This window comes from Dyadobacter sp. CY312, from assembly GCF_021390535.1.
Taxonomy (GTDB): domain Bacteria; phylum Bacteroidota; class Bacteroidia; order Cytophagales; family Spirosomataceae; genus Dyadobacter.
On sequence record NZ_JAJUXG010000001.1, the window covers coordinates 905,399 to 930,466 of the forward strand.

At 43.2% G+C, this 25,068-nt stretch carries 20 protein-coding genes; 9 read left to right on the forward strand and 11 right to left on the reverse strand.

Features of this window, described 5'->3' with window-relative positions:
• Positions 1-21: 21 nt before the first annotated feature.
• Positions 22-450: a peptidylprolyl isomerase gene (locus LZG71_RS04050; protein ID WP_233817247.1), complete on the forward strand. Its 429-nt coding sequence runs from the start codon at positions 22-24 to the stop codon at positions 448-450.
• 51 nt (positions 451-501) lie between these two features.
• Here the strand turns inward: LZG71_RS04050 and LZG71_RS04055 are convergent, their stop codons facing one another.
• A complete protein-coding gene (locus LZG71_RS04055; protein WP_233817249.1) occupies positions 502-1,137 on the reverse strand; it encodes a helix-turn-helix domain-containing protein in 636 nt (211 codons plus the stop codon).
• Positions 1,138-1,372: 235 nt separating this feature from the next.
• Between LZG71_RS04055 and LZG71_RS04060 the strand changes: the two genes are divergently transcribed.
• From LZG71_RS04060 to LZG71_RS04085, 6 genes are all read left to right on the forward strand, one after another.
• Positions 1,373-2,641 carry an MFS transporter gene (locus LZG71_RS04060; RefSeq protein ID WP_233817251.1) on the forward strand — a complete coding sequence of 423 codons (1,269 nt, stop codon included), beginning with the start codon at positions 1,373-1,375 and terminating at the stop codon, positions 2,639-2,641.
• A 62-nt stretch (positions 2,642-2,703) separates the two neighbouring features.
• Positions 2,704-4,200, forward strand: coding sequence for an L-fucose/L-arabinose isomerase family protein (locus LZG71_RS04065; RefSeq protein ID WP_233817253.1), 1,497 nt, complete (start codon positions 2,704-2,706; stop codon positions 4,198-4,200).
• A gap of 99 nt (positions 4,201-4,299) precedes the next feature.
• Positions 4,300-7,485 (forward strand): TonB-dependent receptor, encoded by a 3,186-nt coding sequence (locus LZG71_RS04070; protein ID WP_233817255.1) that lies wholly within the window; start codon positions 4,300-4,302, stop codon positions 7,483-7,485.
• A 19-nt stretch (positions 7,486-7,504) separates the two neighbouring features.
• Positions 7,505-8,938: a RagB/SusD family nutrient uptake outer membrane protein gene (locus LZG71_RS04075; RefSeq protein WP_233817257.1), complete on the forward strand. Its 1,434-nt coding sequence runs from the start codon at positions 7,505-7,507 to the stop codon at positions 8,936-8,938.
• A gap of 34 nt (positions 8,939-8,972) precedes the next feature.
• Positions 8,973-11,510 (forward strand): hypothetical protein, encoded by a 2,538-nt coding sequence (locus LZG71_RS04080; protein WP_233817259.1) that lies wholly within the window; start codon positions 8,973-8,975, stop codon positions 11,508-11,510.
• 66 nt (positions 11,511-11,576) lie between these two features.
• Positions 11,577-12,305, forward strand: coding sequence for a GDSL-type esterase/lipase family protein (locus LZG71_RS04085; protein ID WP_233817261.1), 729 nt, complete (start codon positions 11,577-11,579; stop codon positions 12,303-12,305).
• Here LZG71_RS04085 and LZG71_RS04090 read toward each other — a convergent pair.
• Together LZG71_RS04090 and dprA are read right to left on the reverse strand one after the other, a co-directional pair.
• Complete coding sequence (locus LZG71_RS04090; RefSeq protein ID WP_233817263.1) at positions 12,302-13,054, reverse strand: GntR family transcriptional regulator; 753 nt, start codon at positions 13,052-13,054, stop codon at positions 12,302-12,304. The two genes, LZG71_RS04085 and LZG71_RS04090, sit on opposite strands and share 4 nt — an antisense overlap.
• 80 nt (positions 13,055-13,134) lie before the next feature.
• Complete coding sequence (gene dprA / locus LZG71_RS04095; RefSeq protein ID WP_233817265.1) at positions 13,135-14,265, reverse strand: DNA-processing protein DprA; 1,131 nt, start codon at positions 14,263-14,265, stop codon at positions 13,135-13,137.
• A gap of 136 nt (positions 14,266-14,401) precedes the next feature.
• Here dprA and LZG71_RS04100 point away from each other — a divergent pair, with 136 nt between their 5' ends.
• Positions 14,402-16,225 carry an alpha-amylase family glycosyl hydrolase gene (locus LZG71_RS04100; RefSeq protein WP_233817267.1) on the forward strand — a complete coding sequence of 608 codons (1,824 nt, stop codon included), beginning with the start codon at positions 14,402-14,404 and terminating at the stop codon, positions 16,223-16,225.
• A 64-nt stretch (positions 16,226-16,289) separates the two neighbouring features.
• On the opposite strand, the gene lepB (LZG71_RS04105) is transcribed toward LZG71_RS04100, so the two are convergent.
• From lepB (LZG71_RS04105) to LZG71_RS04140, 8 genes are all read right to left on the reverse strand, one after another.
• On the reverse strand, positions 16,290-17,468 hold the full coding sequence (lepB, locus tag LZG71_RS04105) for a signal peptidase I (RefSeq protein WP_233817269.1): 1,179 nt from the start codon (positions 17,466-17,468) through the stop codon (positions 16,290-16,292).
• 140 nt (positions 17,469-17,608) lie between these two features.
• On the reverse strand, positions 17,609-18,745 hold the full coding sequence (lepB, locus tag LZG71_RS04110) for a signal peptidase I (RefSeq protein WP_233817271.1): 1,137 nt from the start codon (positions 18,743-18,745) through the stop codon (positions 17,609-17,611).
• A 31-nt stretch (positions 18,746-18,776) separates the two neighbouring features.
• Positions 18,777-19,496 carry a 4-hydroxy-tetrahydrodipicolinate reductase gene (gene dapB / locus LZG71_RS04115; RefSeq protein WP_233817273.1) on the reverse strand — a complete coding sequence of 240 codons (720 nt, stop codon included), beginning with the start codon at positions 19,494-19,496 and terminating at the stop codon, positions 18,777-18,779.
• Positions 19,497-19,570: 74 nt separating this feature from the next.
• On the reverse strand, positions 19,571-20,266 hold the full coding sequence (locus tag LZG71_RS04120; RefSeq protein WP_233817275.1) for a DUF5683 domain-containing protein: 696 nt from the start codon (positions 20,264-20,266) through the stop codon (positions 19,571-19,573).
• Complete coding sequence (locus LZG71_RS04125) at positions 20,263-21,189, reverse strand: ParB/RepB/Spo0J family partition protein (protein WP_233817277.1); 927 nt, start codon at positions 21,187-21,189, stop codon at positions 20,263-20,265. Before LZG71_RS04125 ends, LZG71_RS04120 begins: the two co-directional genes overlap by 4 nt.
• Before the next feature lie 27 nt (positions 21,190-21,216).
• Complete coding sequence (locus tag LZG71_RS04130; RefSeq protein WP_233817280.1) at positions 21,217-22,014, reverse strand: ParA family protein; 798 nt, start codon at positions 22,012-22,014, stop codon at positions 21,217-21,219.
• 164 nt (positions 22,015-22,178) lie between these two features.
• The gene (locus tag LZG71_RS04135; RefSeq protein WP_233817282.1) at positions 22,179-23,201 is read right to left on the reverse strand and encodes an SPASM domain-containing protein; all 1,023 of its coding nucleotides are present in this window, start codon (positions 23,199-23,201) and stop codon (positions 22,179-22,181) included.
• A gap of 68 nt (positions 23,202-23,269) precedes the next feature.
• Positions 23,270-23,731, reverse strand: coding sequence for an Lrp/AsnC family transcriptional regulator (locus tag LZG71_RS04140; RefSeq protein WP_233817283.1), 462 nt, complete (start codon positions 23,729-23,731; stop codon positions 23,270-23,272).
• 177 nt (positions 23,732-23,908) lie between these two features.
• On the opposite strand from LZG71_RS04140, the gene ald reads away from it, so the two are divergent.
• Positions 23,909-25,021, forward strand: coding sequence for an alanine dehydrogenase (gene ald, locus LZG71_RS04145; protein WP_233817284.1), 1,113 nt, complete (start codon positions 23,909-23,911; stop codon positions 25,019-25,021).
• Positions 25,022-25,068: the final 47 nt, after the last annotated feature.

A 25,068-nucleotide genomic window follows, 5' to 3' on the forward strand; every position in this document is an offset into this window, starting at 1 on the left:
CCAATCAAGAATAAAACTGAAATGAAGCAAGCACAAGCAGGAGATAATGTACAGGTTCATTACAAAGGAACTCTTCCTGACGGACAACTTTTTGACTCTTCAGAAGGGCGTGAACCATTGGCTTTTCAACTGGGAAGCGGAATGGTGATCAAAGGATTTGACGACGGCGTGACCGGAATGGAAATCGGAGCGAAAAAGACAATCCATATTCCAAACGCAGAAGCATACGGACCTGTAAACGAAGACATGGTAGTGAACTTTGACCGCGCTCAAATTCCTGCTGACATTCCTTTGGAAGTGGGTGGAACGTTGAACATGCATCAGGATGGCGGACAGGTAATCCCTGTTGTAATCCGTGAGGTTACTGAGCAGCACGTTGTGTTGGATGCCAATCACCCATTGGCTGGCCAGGATCTTATTTTCGAACTGGAACTTGTTGGAATCAACTAATATCGGTTTTTACAAAAAGGGACTTGCAACGCTTTGTTGCAAGTCCCTTTTTCATTCCGACCATTTAAGGCTGAATGTTTCGGGTTTGGCTTTATTGACTTTCAAGAGAATTTGTTTGGCAGCCAGGTCATTCAGCATTCTTTCTGCACGTTTTTCCGAAGTATTGATAATTCTGGAAAAAGCACGGGCTGTGACTGTGTCCGTAGATTTCAGATAACTGATCAATGATTTGACATGACGGGTCGCAAGTAACTTCTCCGTATCAGCATCACCCTCCCCTTGTATGAGCAGTTTCGGAATCGGTACACTTTTATCTTTGATTCTAATGTAAATGATGCGCTGATTTTTCTCGTTCAGCGCGTAATGTGGTTTATCAGGACTTTCATCAATTTCTACTCTCAGAATTTTTTTACCGTCCAGGCTTTCAGTAGAAAATCGAATATGTAAAGGAGTCTCCACCAGTTTTCCCGCAGCACGTTCCAATTTTTGAAGTTCATTCAGTTCCGAAGACACACCCAATAAAGCGCCGTCGTTTCCAATACCAACAAGTAAAACACCACCGGAGGTATTGGCAAAAGAAGAAATGGTCTTTGCAATCTTATAAGGACTGTCAATAATTCTTTTAAACTCAATTGTGAGCCCTTCTCCTTGTTTAATAATTTCTATCGTGCTTTTCCGCTCGGGCATGAAGTGATGAATTGGTACGCAGCTTAAATTTAAAGTCTTTCGTTTAATGAAACATACATTGAAATATAAAAGTTAAAAAATGCTCAGTAAAAACTTTTAGAGGATCACCTTACAACTCTTACACACACTGCCAGCACGTTTTTATATTAAATTTTAAAGATTAATTACCAATCTCTTGCTTTTTGTATTTTATGGATTTATTTTTGAATAAAAATAAGTTAGTGCGTTAAGTTATATGAAACTAAACTCTATCCGCTGGTTTGTAGTTCTAATGGTCTTTATGGCCACAGGTCTGAGCTTTCTGGACCGGCAGGTATTGTCGATTGCCATCATCAAAATACAGGAAGAGTTTCAGTTCACAGATGTGGAATACGGTTGGGTAAACACCAGTTTCCTACTCAGCTACGCATTGATGTTCACACTGGGAGGCTGGCTTATTGACCGTGTTGGTGCGAAAACGGGCTTGGCTGTGGCCGTTGGCGTCTGGTCCATAGCTAACGCTTTCCACGGACTCATGAACAGTCTGCCACAACTTTTGGCATTCCGATTTCTTCTCGGACTGGGCGAAGGCGCCTGTTTTCCGGGAGCAGCAAAAACAGTCTATGACTGGTTTGACACCAAGGAAAGGGGATTTGCAAATGGGATTGCCATAGGCGGATCAGCCATTGGGGCTGTTATTGCACCACCGTTAACAATTTGGATATCTGAATATTACGGATGGCGTGCAGGGTTTGTCATACCAGGTTTGGTTGGGATTGCCTGGGTAGCAATTTGGTTATTAATCCCCTGGAAATCTAATATTGCAAACCAGGCTATTAAATCTGTCAGCACAAAAATAGAAGCCTTATCATTCAGAGAGCTTTTCAAAATAAGGCAAACCTGGGTATTTATTCTAATGCGTTTTATGTTGGATCCGGTCATGTATTTCATGATGTTCTGGATTCCAAAGTATCTGAGTGAAGAACGTGGTGTATCCTTTGAACGTATTGGCAGCCTATTCTGGATTCCATTTCTCGCACTGGGAATTTCAAACATTTTCGGTGGCTTTTTGTCTGATCAATTGATTAAATGGAATTTCAGTATCAATAAAGCCAGAAAAACGATCATGGGTTTTGCAGCAACACTCACTTTGGCTGTACCCATGGCAGCTTATGTCAATTCCGTTGAACTGGCAGTGGCAATAATGGCTCTTTATATGTTTGCTCACGGTTTCTGGATTACCAATTACATCACCTCTATTTCAGATGTATTTGGCCGGAAAGCGACCTCAACGGTTGTCGGATTATCAGGCACAGCAGGAGCCATATCCAGTTTGTTACTTAATCCTATGATAGGTAAAATCATAGAGCAATATTCATACAAACCGCTTTGGATAGCCTCAGGACTGCTCTACCCCATCGCTTTTATTGGTTTTATTTTCCTGATACCCAACATAAAGCCTTTATTTTCAAGCAATAAGGAGTCCATTCGTCAGGACTTTGCAGAGCCACAAATAGAAACGTAAAAAATTTTACCCTAATTTACTTAGTGCGTTAAGAAATATTAATAAAAACATAGATCAAACTTATGGAAAACCATATTCTCATCCCGAATGCAGTGGCACAAACCGACATTATCAAAAAACGCAAACAAACGAGACCGCGCATTGGCGTGTTTGGCGTGGCCTATTACAAATACTGGGATCAGTTTGACGGTTTGCTGGATGCCATGCTTCAAAAACAGGCTGTTTTTGTCGAAAAGATCCAAAACGGATCATACGCGGAAGTAGTCGATTTTGGTTTGGTAGATGATGTGCAAAAAGCATACGATCTGGTACCCAAACTCAACGCCGCCAATCTGGATCTGATCTTCTGCGACATGGTCACCTACGCAACATCGAACACTTTTGGTGTGATCATACGAAACATCAATGTGCCAATTGTACTTGTGGCGTTGCAACCTGACAAGGCCATGGACTATTCCAGAGCATCAACCTACATGCAGCTTTACAATGATGACATTTGCTCGCTTCCGGAATTTGCCGGTGTAGCAGCAAGAATGGGCAAAAAGGTGCCGGATATGATTATCGGAACGTTATATGATGATCCGCGGGCAGATGCCGAAATAGAAGAATACTGCCGGATAGCAGCAGTACTGCATGATCTTCGAACCTCTCGAATAGGGCATATAGGTCATCCTATTGAAGCCATGCTGGACATGCATTCCGACTCAACCATGCTTACAGCGCACTTTGGCGCCCACATTGTACAATGCGAAGCACACGAGATTGTAACACAATACGTGCATGCGACCCGTGACGAAATTGAGCCCGTCAAGGAAAGAATCCTTGACTTTTTCGATACACCCGAGCCTGTTTCTGATCCAATTTCAGAAAAACTCAGGGATTCCGATCTTGAAACCGCGTCAAGAGTAACTGTGGCACTGGAAAAGTTTATTGAAGAAAAGAACCTGGACGGACTCGCATATTATTATGAAGGTCCTGACAATAGCGACACGCGCACAGTGATGTCAAATCTGATCGTAGGAAATTCACTACTAACCGGAGCCGGATTTCCAATGTGCGGCGAATCTGATCTGAAAACCTGCTTTGCCATGCTGATAATGGAACGTTTGGGCATAGGCGGCAGTTTTGCTGAGTTCCATCCGGTCGATTTTAAGGAGGGATTTGTACTTGTAGGCCATGATGGTCCTCACAACGTAGCCATTGCCGAAGGCAAGCCCGTTTTACGCAGCCTGACCAAATACCATGGAAAGCCTGGTTTTGGCGCAGGTGTTGAATTTAAGATCAAGGAAGGTCCTATAACGATGCTGAGTATCAACTCTACGTATGACGGAAAATTCAAGTTTGTGATAGCAGAAGGTCAGTCGGTAGAAGGACCTATTCCTCCTACCGGAAACACCAATACAAGAGGTTATTTCAAACCAGACGTAAGAACATTTTTACAAAGATGGATGAAGGAAGGACCCACACACCATTTTGCACTGGGCATCGGACATCATGCAAAAACCATTGCGAAAATCGCGTCCTATCTGAATCTGGAAGCGGTGATAATTCAGGAATAATTAAGTCCCGTAATGCTAAAACGAAAAAGACAAGTAGGGCTTTGTCTCTCTCCCTTTCCTAAACCCTGTTTAAAAGTCTAATCTAAAAATCAACGCAAAATGAAACACATTTTATTTCAAAAATGGGCAAGGTTACTGCTTTTTGCTTCACTAAGTGTAGTAATGTCCAATGGAAGAGTTTCTGCCCAGCAAAAGATTACGATATCCGGAAAAATAACGTCCGGCACAGATGGCACGGCACTTATTGGAGCAACAATTGCCGAAAAAGGTTCAACCAACGGAACAACTTCTGATATTGACGGAAATTTCAAACTGGCAGTTTCTTCCAATGCTACCATTGTGGTAAGTTTTATTGGGTACAATTTTCAGGAGATACAGGTTGAAAATCGATCGTTATTCAATGTCAGTCTGACGGCCGACCAGCAACAACTTCAGGATGTGGTCGTAGTAGGTTACGGAACTGCTCGTAAAAAGGACCTTACCGGATCTATTACCAAAATTTCCAGTGAACAATTCATTCAGCCATCTGCCGGTAGTTTTGACCAAATGCTTCAGGGGAAAGTACCGGGTGTGCAGATCAGCCAAACCACCGGTGCCCCGGGAGGAAACGTTAATATTCTCATCAGGGGGGTGAGTTCTATAACGGGTGGTAATCAGCCACTTTATGTAATAGATGGCTTTGCAATGGGTACTGGCGGCGGAGGTTCCGATATGCGAAATTATGGAGGTAATAATTTTTCTTCCGCCGGCATGGCTAGCAATACAGGCAACCGCGTTAACCCGCTCGCTTCTATCAACCCATCGGATATTGAATCCATAGAAATTTTGAAAGACGCCTCAGCAACAGCTATATATGGTTCTCGCGGAGCAAATGGTGTGGTCATTATCACTACAAAACGCGGAGCCTATGGCAAATCGCAAATTAGTGTCGATGCCTCTTACGGGTTTCAGGAAGTTGCACACAAGTTGGAAATGCTGAACTCGAAGCAATATGCCAATTATCTGGCAGACGGCAGGGACAATGCCTGGGTGTATGCAGGAGGTAAAGCCACCGATCCCAACGAACTGAGAAGTGTCAATACAAGGGTAAGACCAATATTCAGAACACCTGATGCCATAACTACGGATACAGACTGGCAGGATGCAATTTTCAGAACGGCTCCGGTTCGGAATGTGCAGGTCTCTTCCACAGGCGGCAATGAAAAAGCTAAATATTTTATTTCAGGAGGATATTTCTCACAGGAAGGAATCATTATCAACACCGACTATACCCGGTTTAATCTGAGAGTTAATGTAGACGCACAAATTACAAAACGCATCAAAATTGGAACCTCAACATTCGGATCGTATGGTTTTGGAAAATTTGCGAATACCGAATCACATTATGGAGCTGGTGGTTTGCTCACCAACGCATTGGCAGCGTCACCTACTATTCCGGTATATGACAGCAATGGGAATTACTATTTCAATCAGGAAGACGTAAACGACGGTCTTGGGTTTCTTGCCAATGTACTTGCCGTGAGTGATGGCTCTGATGACCGCAGGAAGGTTATGGACGTAGTAACAAACAATTTTGTTGAAGTTAACATTACAGACGAACTGACTTTTAAGACTTCCGTCGGCGTAAATTTTGGTACAAACAATATCAAGTTGTGGCGCTCATCAGCTGTGCCAAATTTTGGTACCCTAAACTACCCAGCAACTGCAGGTACCTCACGCGCCGAATCACTTAACTGGCTTAATGAAAACACGCTGACCTATGTGAAGGTGTTCAACAACAAACATTTTGTGAATGGGTTGATTGGCTTTACCGCTCAAAAGAACAGACGAGATATTGTATCGGTGGGTGCTTCCGATTTCCCAACTGAATACGTTCCTTTCATCACAGCCGGAATTGTAAACGCAGGCACTCAGGCTATCAACGAATGGGCGCTCTTGTCGACCATGGCCAGACTTACGTATTCCTATGCTGGCAAGTACATGTTCACTGCAACGGTACGACGTGACGGTAGTTCCCGGTTTGGATCAAACAACCGTTGGGGATCATTCCCGTCTTTCTCGGTAGGCTACAATCTTTCAGAGGAAAATTTCATGAAAGACTTGAACTTCATAAGCAATCTGAAGCTTAGGGCCAGTTACGGCATTTCCGGAAACAACCAGATCGGCGATTACACCCACATCGGACTGTTATCAGCTACAAGATATGTCAAAAACAGAGCTCTCAACCCAGGTCTGATACCCAGTACTTTGTCCAATGATAACCTGACGTGGGAAAAATCAAAACAAACCAATATTGGCATAGACCTAAGTCTGTTTAAAGACAGAATCACTCTGACAGCCGACGCCTATCGTGACCACAAAACAGATCTGCTTCTTGCAGTACAATTGCCTGCGGCGTCAGGATTCAACAGTTCTACACAAAATATCGGTGACATAGAAAACAAGGGTTTTGAACTTGGTTTGCAAACGGTGAATGTGCGCTCGAAACGTTTCGAATGGGCCAGCAATTTTACATTCAGCCACAACCGAAACAAGGTATTAAAGCTAGCCACCGAAGGCGGAAGAATTGCCAATTCGGCCTACCAGATCACAGAAGTTGGTCAGGCGATTTCGAGCTTTTACCTGATAAACAAACTGGGTGTTTTCATGACCAGCGCTGAACTGGATGGTGCCGCTCTTCAGCATCCGAAAACACAGGCGGGTGATCTCAAATTTGAGGATGTTAACGACGATGGCGTCATCAACCAAAGCGACCGGAAAATCGTAGGGTCTCCATGGCCTGACTTTACCTGGGGAATGGATAACAATTTTACGCTGGGAAGTCTTAGCCTTAATGTAGGTGTGGTTGGTTCGCATGGCGCTTACACTTATCTGGATGCAGGCGCCTCACTTCTGGGCGATAACGGCGTGCAAAACAACCTTATACTGACAGACAGAAGATGGCGCTCAGAGGCTGATCCCGGCGACGGAATAATGCCTAGGTCTATTAGAAGCAACCACGCGCTCGGCTTTGGAACTTCGTCTCACTACCTGTTCAGCAATGCTTTTACGAGGATAAGAAATATAAAACTGTCTTACGATCTGCCGAAAAATCTGACTAGCAATTTAAAAATCAGTGCTTTAAATGTTTATGCTAATGTTGCGAACGTTTTCACCTTTACAGATTATCCCGGCTATGATCCGGAATCCAGCGTCAGCGGCGACAATGTGGTAAATGGAGGAATTGATTATCTCAATTATCCGCTTCCGCGCACGTACACATTAGGAATCAAATTAACTCTTTAAAGTTTAAAGAAATTTTGCAATGAAAAAATACATCATCTATATATTCATGGGAGTGTCCGTAGCTTCCTGTTCTGACTTCCTTACCTTACAACCTGAATATCAGATTAGTGAGAATGCATTCTATAAAAATGCCAAGGATTTTGAAACGGCTCTGGTGGGGAACTACGCTGGTCTTCAGGCTCTGCATAACACCTCTATTATTCACCTCGGAGATCTAACTACCGACAATACAGACATACGGTCTACCTCACCTACCGTATCTGAGGCGGAGTGTGACGAGATGAATTTAACTGCCGCCAATGACTATCTGAACGCTGTCTGGAGTACATCCTTTGCCACAATTGCAAGATCCAATAATATTCTGTCGCGACTGGATGCTGTTAATATAACAAGCGATCAAAAGAACCAGTACAAAGGTGAATCGCTGTTCCTTAGAGCTTACAGTTACTTTTATCTGGTACGTTTATTTGGGAATGTGCCTATGGTAGATGTAGCGTTCAGAAGTCCGGAGGAGATTATGAATTTTGACATGACCCGAAAACCGGTAGCTGAGGTGTACAGCCAGATCATTAAGGATTTGACGGAGGCATCCACTTTGTTAAATGGTGTAACCGGGTTAAGTAAATCACAAGCTTCTGTTGGTGCTGCAAAAACTTTGCTTGGCAAGGTATACCTTACTACAAAGCAATATGATCTCGCCAGAGCAGTATTGAAAGAAGTAATCGATTCGAAAACTTACTCCCTCAATCCTGATTACAAAAAATTGTTTGTTAATGGCAATGACGAATTACAGGAGTCCATATTTGAAATTAAATACCTTTCCGGAAATGTGGGCGAAGGAAATTCTTTTGCCACCATTTTTATGCCCTCTCGATTTGACGTCGGTATGTTTCCGGGTAACATGCAGGGTGCCGGCCGCGTATTACCCACACGGCAAATGGCAAATGGATACGAAAAGGGTGATTTGAGAAGAGTTGCTTCCATTGGAGATTCTGTAAAACTCATTAATGGTAAATATGAAAAGGAATTGTTTGGACTAAAATTCGTAGACTTTACAACCGGAATCGTTGGCGACGGAGGCATCAATTTCACGTCTCTACGCTATGCCGATGTTCTACTAATGTATGCTGAATCATTAAATGAGACCAGTAATACTGCCGATGCCCATACTTACATCAATATGGTAAGAACCCGAGCCGGACTGGGATCAATAACTGGCTTGTCTAAAGCAGACTTTACACTGGCAGTGGACAAAGAACGAAAAGTGGAGCTTTTTCTGGAAGGGCACCGCTGGTTTGATCTGGTGCGCACCGGGCGGTTTCAGATAGTGATGAATAAATATTTTCAGGATAACGGCTTGAATTTTACAGTCGCAGACCATGAAATGATCATGCCAATTCCATTACGTGAAATTGATATTAATCCAAATTTAGGACAGAACCCGGGATACTAGATTGTAAAGTCAATATCTGTAAAAAATCTTTTCTATGATACGTTTATTTTTTGGTAAATCTTCCTGTCTGTTAATAGCCATACTAATCTGGACCGTGTTCTCTGGCGAATCTAGCGCGCAGGAAGTTTCATTTCTCAAAGGGAAAAACTTCAATAACATCACACTGGAAGCTTCCCTCAAACCTTTCAAAAAGAATGACAAAACCTATATTCGGAATGTAGCCAGAGAAATGTTTGTACAATGGCACGCACTGCTGCGGCATGCCGATACCGTTTCGGTTATGCTCTGGACGGGCGACGGTTCGGAAATTTTGGAATACAAAGGAACACCTTCGCAACCTTTGGAATGGGCTCGTTACATAGGAAATCCGAATACCAAACATGCAGTCAACTCGGGGCCGAAGGAGCTTTCTATTCACGAGAGGGCCTATTTGTATCTCGAAAATCCTCCCGAGTTTACTTATGGTGATCTTAAATTCATAGTTCAGGCATTAAAGGAAGAGGGCCGAAAGGTAACAGGCAAGCCGATAAGAGTGGGAGAAACTTTTGATCCGGGTCCGGAATTCGCCAAGTCTGATTTTAAATACAAAAGACATCCTGAGATTCTGGGCGGAAGTGCCATGGGACACAACACGATGGTGAGCTGCTATTCGGTACTGAAAGCCGACAAAGAATCTTACGCGGGTTTTCCTAACGGTATCCCCGAAGGAACTCCTTTCGGAACGTTTCTGGGTAGACAAAGCCAAAGGTTGCTGGATGACATGGGTTTTGATTTTCTCTGGCTGAGTAACGGATTTGGTTTCGGCGTAGAAGGTTGGTCTTCCACCGGTGCTATTTTCGACGGCAAGGGATTTGATCAGGCGAAACTTGCTGCAACCAAATCCAAGATTTCCGACTTCTGGAAATTTTTTCGAGCCGAATGTCCTGATGTTCAAATCCAAACAAGAGGAACGAATTTATCCACCGGGACTGATCTTGCCAGAGATGGTGTGGATCTGAGGTCGATTTACAAGGACAAAAATATCCTCCCACCGCCAAATTCGCCCTGGGCAGCGTTGGATGGTGATTTTGGATTGGAAATGGTTGGATATATGTCAAGAATGGCAGAATTGCCGGATGAACGCTATCTTTTCAGATACTATACCCACGACCCATGGTGGATCAACAGTCCCTGGCTCGATCGCTACGGTCGTGAACCACACGACATTTATCTCCCAATGTCTGTATCGAGGATCAATGCAAAAGGCGAAGTAAAATTACCCTCACATCTGAATTTTTTAAGTATCGACGACTCCTATGGCAACATGCCGACCCAGGTTCCGGATGAAGTTACACCACACATTCTAAAAGCACGGTATGACTCTCCCACAGCACCGGGTCCGCTCGTTTGGGTGTATCCTTTTGATGAGTATCATGATTGGGCCTATAAGTATAAGGACAGACTGCCCGAAATCTATTACGGCGACTGGCTGATCCGTCAGGCTATCAACAATGGCTTTCCACTGAATACGATTGTATCGACAGGATCATTTAAAAAGGTCATCAAAAATGAACCTGATAAATTCAGAGAATCTATTCTGGTTACGATTGTTCCTGATGCAGACTCAGACCTCGAAAAGTCTCTGATTTCGTTTGTGCAGAATGGAGGCAAATTAATGGTATATGGCCCTGCTGACCATGCAGGAAAAGCATTTCTGGATCTTTTAAATCTAAAGAACACTACCCCTCTTGAGGGTGAATTCAACATCACTTCCATCTATGCGGGAGACATAATGACGACACCTTACCCGGCGAAAATCCTTCATAGTGCGCTCTTTTCGGGAGGTGGAGTAGCAACGCAGCTTTCAAACCAAAAAGATGTTTCCAGCAAAGTTCTTTCCCGTATGACACAGACCAACCAATCTCGCGATGTTGCCTGGGTTCGGCAAATGGCCTCTTGGAAAGGAGGTAAAGTAGTGTATATCCGGGGTACTAATTCGAGTAAATTCACTGGTGGAAAACTGCTCACTCCTGATGATCCCACCAAACTTTTCACAGGCCCTCTTCTTCTGCGCTACGCCTTGGCGGAATTCGGAATAAAGCTGGGGATATCAAAAGAGAGTCCGTCGGTGAAAAATCCTGTTTTGACTATTTCCCGGAGCAACAACGCATTCATTTTCTCGGGTTACAATCCCAACACAACCATTCAAAATAAATTCAGATTCCCACAAGGTGCTCCGCTCTTACTCGGTTTCGACACCAAGCTAAACGATGGTCATTCTGTCTACAACCTTCCAACTTCCTGGAATCGGGAATCCAGAGTATTTGTTGAGCAAAATAGCGGGATTGTATCTCTGAAAGAACTGCATTCCGGAGAAATGGGAATTTCAAAAAGATTTGTAGTGAATGGCTTAAAAAATGCCACCGTCCGAATTTATGCTGAGGATCACATTCAAGCCAAGGACTTTCACGCTTATCTGAACGCAGGCTACCCCTGGAAAACCGGCCAAATTTCTTTCAAGGAAGGTGATCCGGCATTGGGAAAATACTACGTTGTAGAAAACGTAACCGGAAGTCTGGTGGTATCGTGGTGAGTATTCTATTTGCTCACCAAAACTTCACCTAATTTGATTAACCAATGGCACAAAACAACCTGAATTATGGCGAATTTTAAAAACTACCTCAACAGCTACATCGGCGTTTTTACTTTTTTTCTCAGCCTATTCTTTCCTTTATTTATCCATGCTCAAATTGCGGACACAAGCGCTTATTTACAAGAAGTAAAAAAGGAACTGAATGCCGTCTGGCCAAAAAACAGAACCATCAATCTGGTATTCCATGGTCATTCGGTTCCGGCAGGTTTTTGGGATAAACACGAGGTTCACACCTTAGAATCCTATCCCAATCTGGTATTGAAATTACTCAAACAAAAATATCCTTATGCCGTAATCAACGTCATTGTTACAGCTATTGGTGGAGAAAACTCTGTGAAGGGTGCCAGCCGTTTTGAAAAAGACGTTCTGACTCACAACGCTGACGTCATTGTTATAGACTATGCGCTGAATGATCGTTTTACAGGATTGGATAAAACAAGAGAAGCCACCGAAAATATGATTCGTATGGCACAGTCCAAAAATATTAAAGTGATACTCGTTACACCCTCCCCTGACCAGCGAATAGACATCAGCGATCCTCAAAATCCGCTGGACCCATATGCCGGGCAGATCAGGGAGCTGGCTGAAAAATACGGAACAGGCCTATCCGACCCTTACAGTCGGTTTAAAGAAATTGTGAAACAGGGTAAGCTGAAACACGTGATGGCGTCCGTGAATCATCCCAATGAAGACGGTCACAGCATTATAGCCGCAACTATCTTTTCGTATTTTTAGTGAACATCGTTGTAATCCGGATTGGCGCTGATGGCGAACTTATATTTGTCGCCCCTGTAAAAGGACCTCTCGATTTCCACCACTTTATCGTCAGGGCAAATCACCGCGCTATCCAGAATAAACATGGGTGTGGACTTCGACAATTCAAAGTTGTTCGCTTCCGAATCTGGCGCCATAATTTCAACACTCAAGGTCTGCTTTACTTCTTCAATCCTTAAATGATACGTATTCTCATAAACCTTGAAATAGGAGATTTCCGTAGGCATACGATTGATTTTGGGACATAAACCGAGCGATATATACTTGGTTTCATCCTTGATAATCTCATCGTCGGCATATCGCAATTGATGAATTTTAAGAACCGGCCCCTGAATGATAAAGTGTTTACCTCCGATTTCAGAAGATATGCCATCATCAAGTACTGTTTTTTCCAGCACCAGGTTATGAGGTTTAAAACCTTCGGCGAGCAGGCTTTCGTGAAAACCACGGCGCGTGGCGTAAATAGAACCCAATGTTCTGATCAGATGGTGATCTACCGTACGGTTCAGCACAAACGTACCCTTCCCTTTTATACGTTTAGCCCAGCCTCGACTCTCAATTTCCAGCAAACTTTTTCGAGCGGTGGTGTTACTTACATTGTAATTTTTGATGAGTTCATTCTCAGACGGTATCTTGTCCCCCGGCTGCAATTCGCCGGATCTAATCTTTTCAATAACGGAATCGCTGATACTCTGAAATTTAGGTCTCATCTCTGTTTGGTGCGGGCGAAAGCTGTAAATAAAGTTCTAAAATAAATAATATTTTGTTACCGTAACTCAATATTCTGTATTCATATCAACGCGTACTTTTTACCTGGCATGGACCTTACCATGCCCTGAAATTCCAGATTCAGCAGCAAAGCCGCAAGTTTATTGAGATGCATTCCACTTTGCCATGAAAGGTCATCAATCTGCATCGTTCCTTTCAATTTAAGCATAGACAGCACCTCTCCTTCGTCTCTGGTAAAGCCATCAAAGGACGCCTGATTTTTTACATCAGGAAATACTTCGATCTGCTCCGCCTTTTTGTCGTTGAGCTCCCAGCCCATGGAAGTAGTCATATCGGCAACAGACGTAAAAATGGCGGCTTTATTATCCCTGATCAGCTCGTTACAACCTTCCGACTGTGGACTATACAAACTCCCCGGAACGGCAAACACCTCTCTGTGGTAATTTTGGGCAAACTCAACTGTGATCAGACTTCCACCCTTCTTAGCTGATTCCACCACGATCGTAACATCACTTAAACCAGCAATGATTCGATTACGAGCAGGAAATCTCATAAAGTCGGGTTTGGTTGCAAGCGCATTTTCAGTGACAATACCTCCATTCTCCTGCATCTCTTTGGATGTGCGCTGATGTGCCGAGGGATAGATTACATCTAGTCCACTTGCCATCACACCAATCGTCGGAAGGTCGTTTTTTATTGCCGCCCGATGTGCCGTGATGTCAACACCGTAGGCAAGTCCGCTCACAATAAGTGCATTGAATGGAACAAGATCTTTGACAATCGCTTCCGTAACCGCTTTTCCGTATTCACTCACCCCTCTCGTGCCGACAATACCGACCGATCTTCGTACGTTAAAATCGATTTCTCCCCGCGAATACAACACAATAGGGGCATCGTAAAGGGGTTTTAGTCTGGCCGGATAGGTGTCGTCAGTAAAGAAATGAAGTTGCGTTTCTGATCCCGAACATGCCTTGAATTCCTTCTCTGCGAAAGCCAGCGCCTCACCTTTCAAAATAGAGCGGGCAACTTTTTCACCAATACCCGGGATTTTGATGAGTTTCCTATAATCTGCTTTAAATACATTTTCAGCTCCACCGCAATAGCTGATCAACTGGCGAACGGTTACTGATCCAACTGAAGGCGTATGGATCAGAGCAAGTATACTGATTTTTTCAGTTTCTGATGATGACATAAATGGTGTGCAGTGTATTTCATTTTGATGATGAAGAATTTTGTATTTACTAACGGTATACGTTCTGGCATAACAATTGCCAACGAATAGGCTTACGAAAGTCTTCAAAAATAACAATTATTTTTTCAAACCATATATGGAAAACTCAGAGATTAATGAAACCAGTGTTTTACAACATTTTGACGGGATGGGTGCGACGTGTCATGCCGAAGGAATTTTTTACCGCGTGTGGGCGCCCCATGCAGAAAGTGTATCAGTAGTTGGAAGTTTCAATGATTGGAAGGAAGATACAAATCCTCTTAATAAAGAAGATAACGGATTTTGGGGAGCATTGGTAGAGAACTCCAAAGAGGGCGACGAATACAAGTTTTCTCTCAAAACGCCATTCGGAGATTTTATGAGAAATGATCCCTATGCGTTAAAAATGACGAATTCAGCCGGAAACGGAATTGTTTATAACCATGATTCTTTCGACTGGCAAGGTGTTGAATTTCAAATACCTTCATGGCATGAGCTTGTCATTTACGAGCTCCATGTAGGAACTTTCAATTCTCCCGGTCAAGATCAGGTGGGTACATTGTATACTGCCATTGAAAAATTAGACTATCTCAAAGAACTTGGATTTAACGCCGTTGAGCTAATGCCATGTTCTGAATTCCCGGGATCGCGGTCGTGGGGATATAATCCGGCAAGCCCTTTTGCTGTGGAATCCGATTACGGTGGACCAGATGGACTAAAGGCATTCATAAAAGCCGCTCATGAAGCTGGTATAGCAGTAATTATGGATGTGGTTTACAATCACTTCGGCCCTTCGGACATGGATCTCTGGCAGTTCGACGGCTGGTCTGAAAATGACGGAGGCGGAATTTACTTTTACAACGACTGGCGTTCAGAAACACCATGGGGAAATACTCGCCCGGATTACGGCAGAGGTGAAGTAAGGCAATACATTCATGACAATGCATTAATGTGGCTGAGAGACTTCCGCGCGGATGGGCTTAGAATGGATATGGTTCCGTATATACGAAATGTGAAAGCAGACGGAGATCCGGGAAATGACATCCAGGAAGGAATGACACTTATGCAATGGATCAATAAAGATATAAGTGAGCAATTTCCTAACCGCATCACGATAGCGGAAGATATGCATTCTCTTGATTTCATCACCAACTCTGTTGAAAACGGCGGGTTGGGATACGGCTCACAGTGGGATGCCAAATTTGTACACACGGTGAGAGATGCCATTATTACTCAAAATGATCAGGACAGGGATATGAACGAGGTGGTTGAAGCAATCACCAACAGCTACAACATGGATTCCTTCCAACGCATTGTGTATACAGAATCACACGATGAGGTTGCCAACGGGCAGGCGCGCGTGGCAGAAGAAATTGCCAACGGCGACGTAAACAACTGGTACTCCAAAAAACGTGCTGCACTAGGCGTGGCACTTGTATTAACTTCTCCCGGTATTCCGATGATTTTCCAGGGACAACCCTTACTGGAAGACAAATGGTTTTCGGACAGCGATCCGATAGACTGGTCCCGCTATGATGAATTCCATGGTTTTGCGATGCTACATCGCGATATCATTCATTTGCGCAGAAACTGGTTCGGTGTTACTGCCGGTTTACAGGGGCAGGATGTTGAGATCATTCGCGCCGACAACGACAAAAAAGTGATCGTCATGCATCGCTGGCACGAAGGCGGGCCCAAAGACAGTGTTGTTGTCGTTCTCAACTTTTCAACAGAAGCATTTACTGATTACAAGGTTGGCTTCCCGCGTGCAGGTAAATGGCATCTGCGCTTTAACAGCGACAAGGCAGAATATGATCCGGAATTTTCTAATCTGGCAGTACACGATACGGAAACAATGGAAGGAGAATTTGACAATTGCCCGCAATTTGCATCGCTTCACATTCCTCCATATACTGCGCTGATCTATTCGCAGGAAGAGTAGAGTTTTAAAGTTTACAGTTCACGGTCATAAGCAGACTGTGAACTGTAAACCAAAAACTATGAACTTAATCAATTACCCTGAAAATCCGGTCCCAGCGGATTTTGGTTAAAAAACCCATAGGATCCGGATCAATAGACATCCATACAAATATTGCCTTTCCTACAATGTGATCTTTCGGCACAAAGCCCCAATATCTTGAGTCCGCTGAGTTGTGCCGGTTATCACCCATCATAAAATAATAATCCTGCTTGAAAGTATATTCAGACAACATTTTACCTTCCATGGTGATCAGTCCATCTTTGAATAACACATTTTCATTACCTTCATAACTTTTGATTACATCTGCGTAAATCGCTGCATTCTGAGCTGTGATCTGAATTGTCTGATCTTTTTTTGGAACCAGCAATGGACCGTACTGATCTTTATTCCAGGATAAAGACTCTGATGCCGGAAAAAGATACGGCTCTTTTAAATTTGCCGGCATCAGCACCGGTTCTATTCGTTTTACAAAGTCAAATGCTTTAAGCTTTTCTGCTATCGCGGATGTCGTTTTCACGATGTAACCAAACTCATCATTGCCTGGAATACTGTCGTTGAAAGTTTCTGTAAACTGAGCATACTCGGTTACTGCATTCTTTTTAAAAACGTTAAGTTCATTCACTGCGGTACCGGTTGAAACGAAGTATTCTCCCTGCATGCGAGCCGGATTCTCCTCGGCCTGTCCGTTTACATAAACCTGACCGTTTTTAATCTGCAAATTATCGCCCGGTTGCCCGACGCACCGTTTTATGTAGTTGGTCCGCAAATCAACCGGATGAGGATGAAGATCTGGAAGCACTGAGCTAAACTTCTGATACAGATCAGGATGCTCCACGGGTAAATTAAAGACCACGACATCGCCCCTTTTCACATCTGTGAAACCAGGCAGTCTGAATTGAGGTAATTTTATCCATTCAAGATATGACGGAATTTTTGTTCCCCAGATCGTTTGATGCGTTAATGGAACTTGTAAAGGTGTAACCGGTGTGGTAGTGCCGTAATGCAACCTGCTCACAAAGAGATAATCACCCACCAACAGACTGTTTTCCATAGAAGATGATGGGATCACAAACGCACTAAAAAATAACCACCGGATCAGTGTAGCCGCCACCACAGCAAATACTACCGAGTCCAGCCATTCTCTTATGGCCGATTTTTTCTTATTCCCACTAACTGACTTTTGCTTTAAAACTTTTATTTCCATGACTGTGCTAATTTGACACAAAGTTATTTAAATGATATAAAGCACAAACATATATATGCAATTATATTTTATATAAATATTTAATACAAAAAAGCCATCCTTTTCAGGATGGCTTTCTAAAAAAACGGCAACAACTATACTTAGTCAATCACCCTGAACAATCTGCTCCAACGGATTTTATTGAAGAAACTAGTAGGGTTCGGATCAATGGACATCCACACAAACACAGCCTTTCCTACAATATGATCTTTCGGTACAAAACCCCAGTAGCGCGAATCTGCTGAATTGTGGCGGTTATCACCCATCATGAAGTAGTAATCCTGCTTGAATGTATAACTGGTGATTGCTTTTCCAGCAACTTTTACAGATTTGTCATCCACTGCAACCTCTTCATTTCCTTCATAATTTTTGATTACGTTTCCGTAAAGCGCAATATTTTCTGGTGTAAGCGTTACTGTCACACCTTCTTTTGGTACCGTCACCGGTCCATAATTATCACGATTCCATTTGAAAAGGGAAGAATTAGGATAAAGCATCGGCTCGCTTACCTCTTTCGGGGACTTTACAACCGTAACACTTTTTACAAAATCGTATGTTTTAAGTTTCGCTGCAATTTCAGACGTTGTGAATACCAGGTATCCCGACTGATCATTGGTATTGATCGTATCGTTAAAAGTTTCCAGGTACGAGTTGTATTCAGAGATTCCATTTTCTTTAAAAACCTTCTCTTCGTTCACCGCAGTTGTTGTTGCTACGAAATATTCATCTTCCATTCGCGGCGGATTTTCCATCGCAACACCATTTGCATACACCTGTAAATCTCTTACTTCAATTTTGTCTCCCGGCAAACCAACACAGCGTTTGATGTAATTGGTTTTGAGATCGACCGGGTGCTGAAGTTCCGGTGGGTAGTTGAAAACGACAACATCTCCACGCTTTACATCGCTAAAACCAGGCAATCTGTATTGCGGTAACTGAATTGCATCGGTATAAGAAGGAATATTAGTACCCCATATTGTCTGATGCGTAAGCGGCACCTGCAATGGCGTCTTGGGAGTACGCGTACCATAATGCAACTTGCTAACAAAAAGGAAATCGCCCACCAAAAGGCTATTCTCCATAGATGGAGTCGGGATTGTGAAAGCTTCAAAAAACAACCAGCGAATCAGCGTAGCCGCTACAACTGCAAAAAGTATGGAATCAAACCATTCCCTAACTGCGGATTTCTTATTTTTTTGTGACACAGGATTAGAAGTATATTCTTTATTAATAGCCATGCTATATTTTATTGAGAGTTTAGTGTATCCGTTAATCGAGGTTGCTAAAAAGGTCATTCATGCTGAAAACCCCCTGTTTGCCAACAAGCCATTCCGCAGAAACCACTGCCCCGGACGCAAATCCGGCACGGTTATGGGCTGTGTGGGATATTTCAATACTGTCGACGTCAGAATCATATCGGATAATATGAGTACCAGGAACCTCTCCTTCTCTTTCAGAAATGATCTGTAAAAATCCGGGTTCACTTTCTGGGGCAAGTTTCCAGCCGCTGATTGAGCCATTTTCGTCGGCAATACCTTCTGCAAGCGTGATTGCAGTTCCGCTTGGCGCATCCAGCTTGTGGATGTGGTGGATTTCAGTCATCGAGGACGAATATCCTTGCCCGTTCATCAACTTAGCTAACTGACGGTTAAGACGGAAGAAAAGGTTTACACCAATGCTGTAATTGGATGCATAGAAGAATGCCCCTCCCTTTTCCTTACATAGTTCCTCAATTTCGGGGCGGTGTTCGAGCCAGCCTGTGGTACCGCTTACAACCGGCCAACCTTTTTTCAGACAATACTTTATGTTTTCAAAAGCAGCCTCGGGCGAACTAAATTCAATTGCTACGTCGACATCATTTGCGCCTAACAGATCCATGTCCTGGCGGTTCTGAATGTCAATTTTGCCAACAATGGTGTGTCCTTTATCCAAGGCAATCCTTTCGATTGTTTTCCCCATCTTGCCGTAGCCAAGCAATAGTATTTTCATTGATTCAAATTTGCACCGCTAAGCCCTGGGCAACGGTTATTTCGATTTATTAAAAGCTATTCTGTAACGTTTTCTTACTTAATATTAAAAACCAGCCGTAAGCCCGGCGCAGGTTGCCTCATCATGGGCTGGCTCATTTTTGGTTCTATTCTTAACGACAGATCATCACTCAGATCAAAAGTCTTCAAGTGAGCCGCAACATTTGCCTCGATGATAGTAAGGGAATAAATGAGACCGACTACTATAATAGAAAGATTTTTGTTTCGTCGCCAGTAATTTTTTTGACGCTCAATCCCATCTCGTGTTGCCTCTATATACTCACTTTCTGTATTCAGCAGGTTTCTAACACGTACTGGCAAACGTGTATCCGGTGTAATACCTGCCTTTAATTGTCCATATCTGGCACTGGAAGGATCCAAATCGTAAAATGACTCGTATGCCGTCAAAAAGTCATTATACTTCAACCTATTTAAATTCCAGGTATAAATCCCGCCACCCATCGAAAGGTAGATGAGCGGAAGTTTCCAATAATCTCTGTTGTACCATTGCCCTCCACCAGGAATGAGAGCCAGCCGGGTCGCCAATTTAGGATTAGGCATAAATTTCTTCCTGCCATTTTTCCCCAACAGTGAATCCGCAATTACATTAATCGTGCTATCAGGAATTCCTATCGTACGCGGCACCGATTTCAACGAATCCATAGTTGACTTCTGGCTCATCCCCACATGCGGCGCAAGCAGCACCATTCCTATCCAAAACCAGTTTTTCAAGCCTTTTTGTCAAATTGCAAAGTTTCCAATATCTTTTTAAGCTCCTCCTGCGATGCAAATGGAATCTTAATTTCTCCTTTGTTTTCATTATCACTTTTTACAGAAACCTTCGCTCCGAAAAATGACGATAATTGAAATTGAAGTGACTTAATTTCCTGATTGACTGCAACCGGTTTTTTAGGTTCAAATGAGATCGTACTCATCATCCCCAGTTTACGAACTTCCTCTTCTACCTTACGCACCGACCAACCTTCTTCGATAATCTTGTTGAAAATTTTTAGCTGGCTACTATCATTATTAATCGTGATAATGGCACGTGCATGTCCCATGCTTATCTGGTTGTCGCGAAGTGCGGCCTGGATGACCGGAGGTAATTTGAGCAGACGTATATAATTATTTACGGTCGTTCTGTTTTTACCAACACGTATTCCAAGTTCTTCCTGCTTTAAATTACATTCCAGAATGAGCCGCTGATAACTCAGCGCAATCTCTATTGAGTTCAGGTTTTCACGCTGAATGTTTTCGATCAGAGCCATTTCCAGCATTTGCTGGTCATTGGCAGTCCTTACATAAGCGGGAATGGTTGACATCCCGATAGAACGGGAAGCCTGTAACCTTCTTTCACCTGAAATTAGCTGATACGTATCTTCGCCTGTCTGACGTACGGTGATAGGTTGAATAATACCCTGTACACGTATAGAATCAGCAAGTTCCTGTAATGCTTCCTGATCAAACTTTGTTCTCGGCTGATACGGGTTGGCTTCAATGAGACTGATATCCAGGTCACTCATAGAACCGACCACATCTGTAACCGTAAGACGGGCATTGGTACGGGGAGGATTAACTTTTTCGGAATCCTGAAGCAATGCCCCAAGTCCACGGCCAAGGCCGGTCATTCTTTTATTTTTATTTGATGTCTCCATGTGTGTTATCCACTAAGCTGTGTGTGATCAATTAACTCCCAAATGCTTGTCTGACGACAGCAATCCATTTTTGGTGAGAATCTCACGCGCCAGATTAAGGTAACTGATCGCCCCTTTGCTGTCGGCATCCTGCGCCATTACTGGTATACCATAACTTGGTGCTTCGCTGATACGTACGTTGCGGGGTATAATGGTGTTGAACACAAGAGATTCAAAATGACTTGTTACTTCGTTGACAACCTGATTTGACAAACGCAAACGCAGATCGTACATCGTAAGTAATATTCCTTCTATAACCAGCGCTGTATTTAACCGCGACTGTATAATTGTGATTGTATTCAACAGTTTCCCAAGACCTTCCAATGCAAAATATTCACATTGAACAGGAATAATCACCGAATCTGCCGCCGTAAGGCTGTTTATGGTGATGAGACCAAGAGAAGGTGAGCAGTCTATTACAATAAAGTCATAGCTTTCACGCACTTCTGCTATGGCATCTTTCATCCTTAGCTCCCTGTTTTTAAGATTGATCATTTCAATTTCCGCCCCCACTAAATCGATGTGTGACGGTAACAGGTTCAAATTTGGAAAATCAGTTTCCAAAATAATATCCGCTGTTCTTGCCTGCTCCACCATGCACTCGTAAATGCTGTTCTCCATTTCCTGCGGATTAAAACCTAATCCGGAAGTGGAATTTGCCTGTGGATCAGCGTCGATAAGCAGTGTTTTGAACTCCAGTGCTGCCAAACTAGCAGCAAGGTTAATAGCAGTGGTGGTTTTCCCTACTCCACCTTTTTGATTTGCGATTGCAATTACTTTGCCCATGTATTCATGTGAGTTACCAGATTCAAATTTCCACTATTCAGGGCAAACCACCAAAAAATGTTCCACGGACTTTCAATAAAAGGAAATAAACAACTGATATACAGCTATTTATTTCACATTATTATTTAGTTAAAATTTCATAATCATACAAAAAGTCTAATGTTTCACGCCCAAACCTGCGTTCCTTCCGTACAATTTTTGCACATTTCAATCTCCGAACGGGAGCGTATCAGCGATGCCCGGAAGTCATTATACTTTTTACCCCGCCAAAGCTGGCGGAAGCTTGTTTTTTTCATATCCCCGAGCTGATATTCCGCATCTTTATCAAAGCAACATGGAACCACGCCGCCATCCCAGGTAATGACACAGGAATGCCACATTTTCCAGCAGTGGTCAACAAATTTATTTTTGATTGAAAATCCTCCACCCTCTTTCTGCTTGTAGCGTGAATATTTATCAATGGTCGGAATCAGATCTGACCCTTCCTCATAATCATATATCTGTGCCGTTTTTAAACCCACTTCGTCCACACCCATTTCTTCTGCCAGTTTCTTCACATCCTCAATCTGATGCTCGTTGGGCTTGACGACCAGAAACTGGAATATCACGTGCGGTGTACTGGATTTAAGCTCCTTTTTCCATTTGATGATGTTACGGGTTCCTTCCAGAACCTTTTCAAGATTTCCGCCAATCCTGTATTGCTGATAGACATCCTGCGTGGTCCCGTCAATTGAGATAATGAGGCGGTCCAGACCGGACTCAACTGTTTTCTTTGCTTTTTCGTCCGTCAGGTAATGCGCATTGGTGGAGGTCGCAGTATATATTCCCTTGTCGTGCGCATACTGCACCAGTTCAAAAAACTTGGGGTGCAGATAAGGCTCTCCCTGAAAATAAAAAATCAGATAAAGCAAGGTATCTGCAAGTTCATCAATGGTTTTCTTGTAGAGTTTCTCTTCCATCATACCCGTCGGGCGAGTGAAAGACCTTAGTCCGCTTGGGCATTCAGGACACCGAAGATTACAGGATGTAGTCGGTTCAAAAGAAATAGCGATTGGCATTCCCCAGTGAACGGGTCTGCCGGTAGTTTTGGAATAAAAATAACTCCCCAATATCTGAATCGCGTTCCATGCCCTTCTTGGTGTCACTTTCGACATCAGATTCAGCCCATCTTTAAAATTTTTATTCATTAATTATAGCTTTTGGCTTTTAGCAACTGGCTAACAGCTAATTTAAATTAGGTTGCTTCACAGATTCCCTAGCGTACCGGAATCCCTGTTGTGTGTTTAATTTCAGATATAACGAAATAACTACTGATGTGTAACACACTACTAAGGGTAGAAAGTTTAAGCTGATAGAATTGATTGTATTCTTCCGAGTCCGCTACCACCACTTTCAGCATATAATCAAAGTTGCCCGAAACCACTGAACATTCCAGTACTTCCGGCATTTCTGCCACGGCTTTGTTGAACTCCTCAAAGCTCTCTTTTCGCTGTTTATCAAGTGTTACGTGGCAATAAACCAGCAAAGATTTTCCCAGCTTTCGGCGGTTGAGCAGGCAAACATACCTGTCTATATAACCTTCACGTTCCAGTTTTCGAATGCGTTCGTGTACAGGTGTAACAGAAAGATTGATCTGACTTGCTATTTCTTTGATAGTGAGCTGCGCATTTTCTTGTAACAATTCCAGTATCCTTCTGTCGGTGGTGTCAGGTTGCATAAAGTTTTTTTTATTGTCTGAATTCTGCTGTTACTGGCTCGAAAGATTTTTTTTTCACAAAAATCACGAAAAATAGTTTTCTTTTCTATTCAATTGCAGTTTCTAAGGATCATTTTCCGCAATAAGTTAATTTTGGGGTATATAAAAACTGTATTTCAAGCCTTAAACTTCCAACCAATGATCATTGGCGTTCCCAAAGAAATTAAAAACAATGAAAACCGAGTAGCTGTTACACCTGCCGGAGTGACTGAATTCCTCAAACATGGCCATACTGTTTATGTACAGACCGAAGCAGGGAAGGGAAGCGGTTTTTCGGACGAACAGTATGGCGAAGCGGGTGCAGTTATTCTTTCTACCATAGAGGAGGTGTACGCCATTGCCGAAATGATCGTGAAGGTGAAGGAGCCTATCGCGAGTGAATATCCTTTAATCAAAAAAGATCAGTTACTATTTACGTATTTCCACTTTGCTTCATCTGAACCGCTCACAAAGGCGATGATCGAACGCGGTGCTGTTTGCCTTGCTTACGAAACTGTGGAGAAAGCAGACAGGAGTCTTCCGTTACTTGTACCTATGAGTGAAGTGGCAGGCCGTATGGCTGTGCAGGAAGGCGCAAAGTATCTTGAAAAACCAATGGGCGGATTTGGAATCCTGCTTGGAGGTGTAGCTGGTGTGAAACCGGCCAACGTGCTTGTACTTGGTGGCGGTATTGTTGGAACGCAAGCTGCGAAAATGGCTGCCGGACTTGGTGCTAACGTAACTATTGTAGATATAAGCCTGCCGAGATTGAGATATCTGGAAGACATCATGCCAGCAAACGTTGATACGGTGATGTCCAATGAATATAACATCAAAGAACTCATTCAGACTTCCAACCTTATTATTGGTGGCGTACTTATACCTGGTGCAAAAGCGCCTTCACTGATTACACGCAGCATGCTCAAATTGATGAAACCTGGAACTGTGATGGTCGATGTGGCTATTGACCAGGGTGGATGTTTTGAAACTTCTCATGCAACTACACATGAAGATCCTATATATGAAGTAGATGGTGTTGTTCACTACTGCGTGGCCAACATGCCGGGTGCAGTACCCTACACTTCTACCCTGGCGCTTACCAATGCAACATTGCCTTACGCACTCCAACTGGCGAATAAAGGTTGGAAAAATGCCTGCGCAACAAACGAAGAATTGAAAAAAGGTTTGAACGTAGTAAATGGCAAAATTGTGTTCAAAGGTGTTTCCGATGCCTGGAACATGCCATACGCTGATGTAAGCGAAGTCCTTTAAAACTAAATAGTCCCCATGACCAACGCCATGGGGACTATTATTATAAA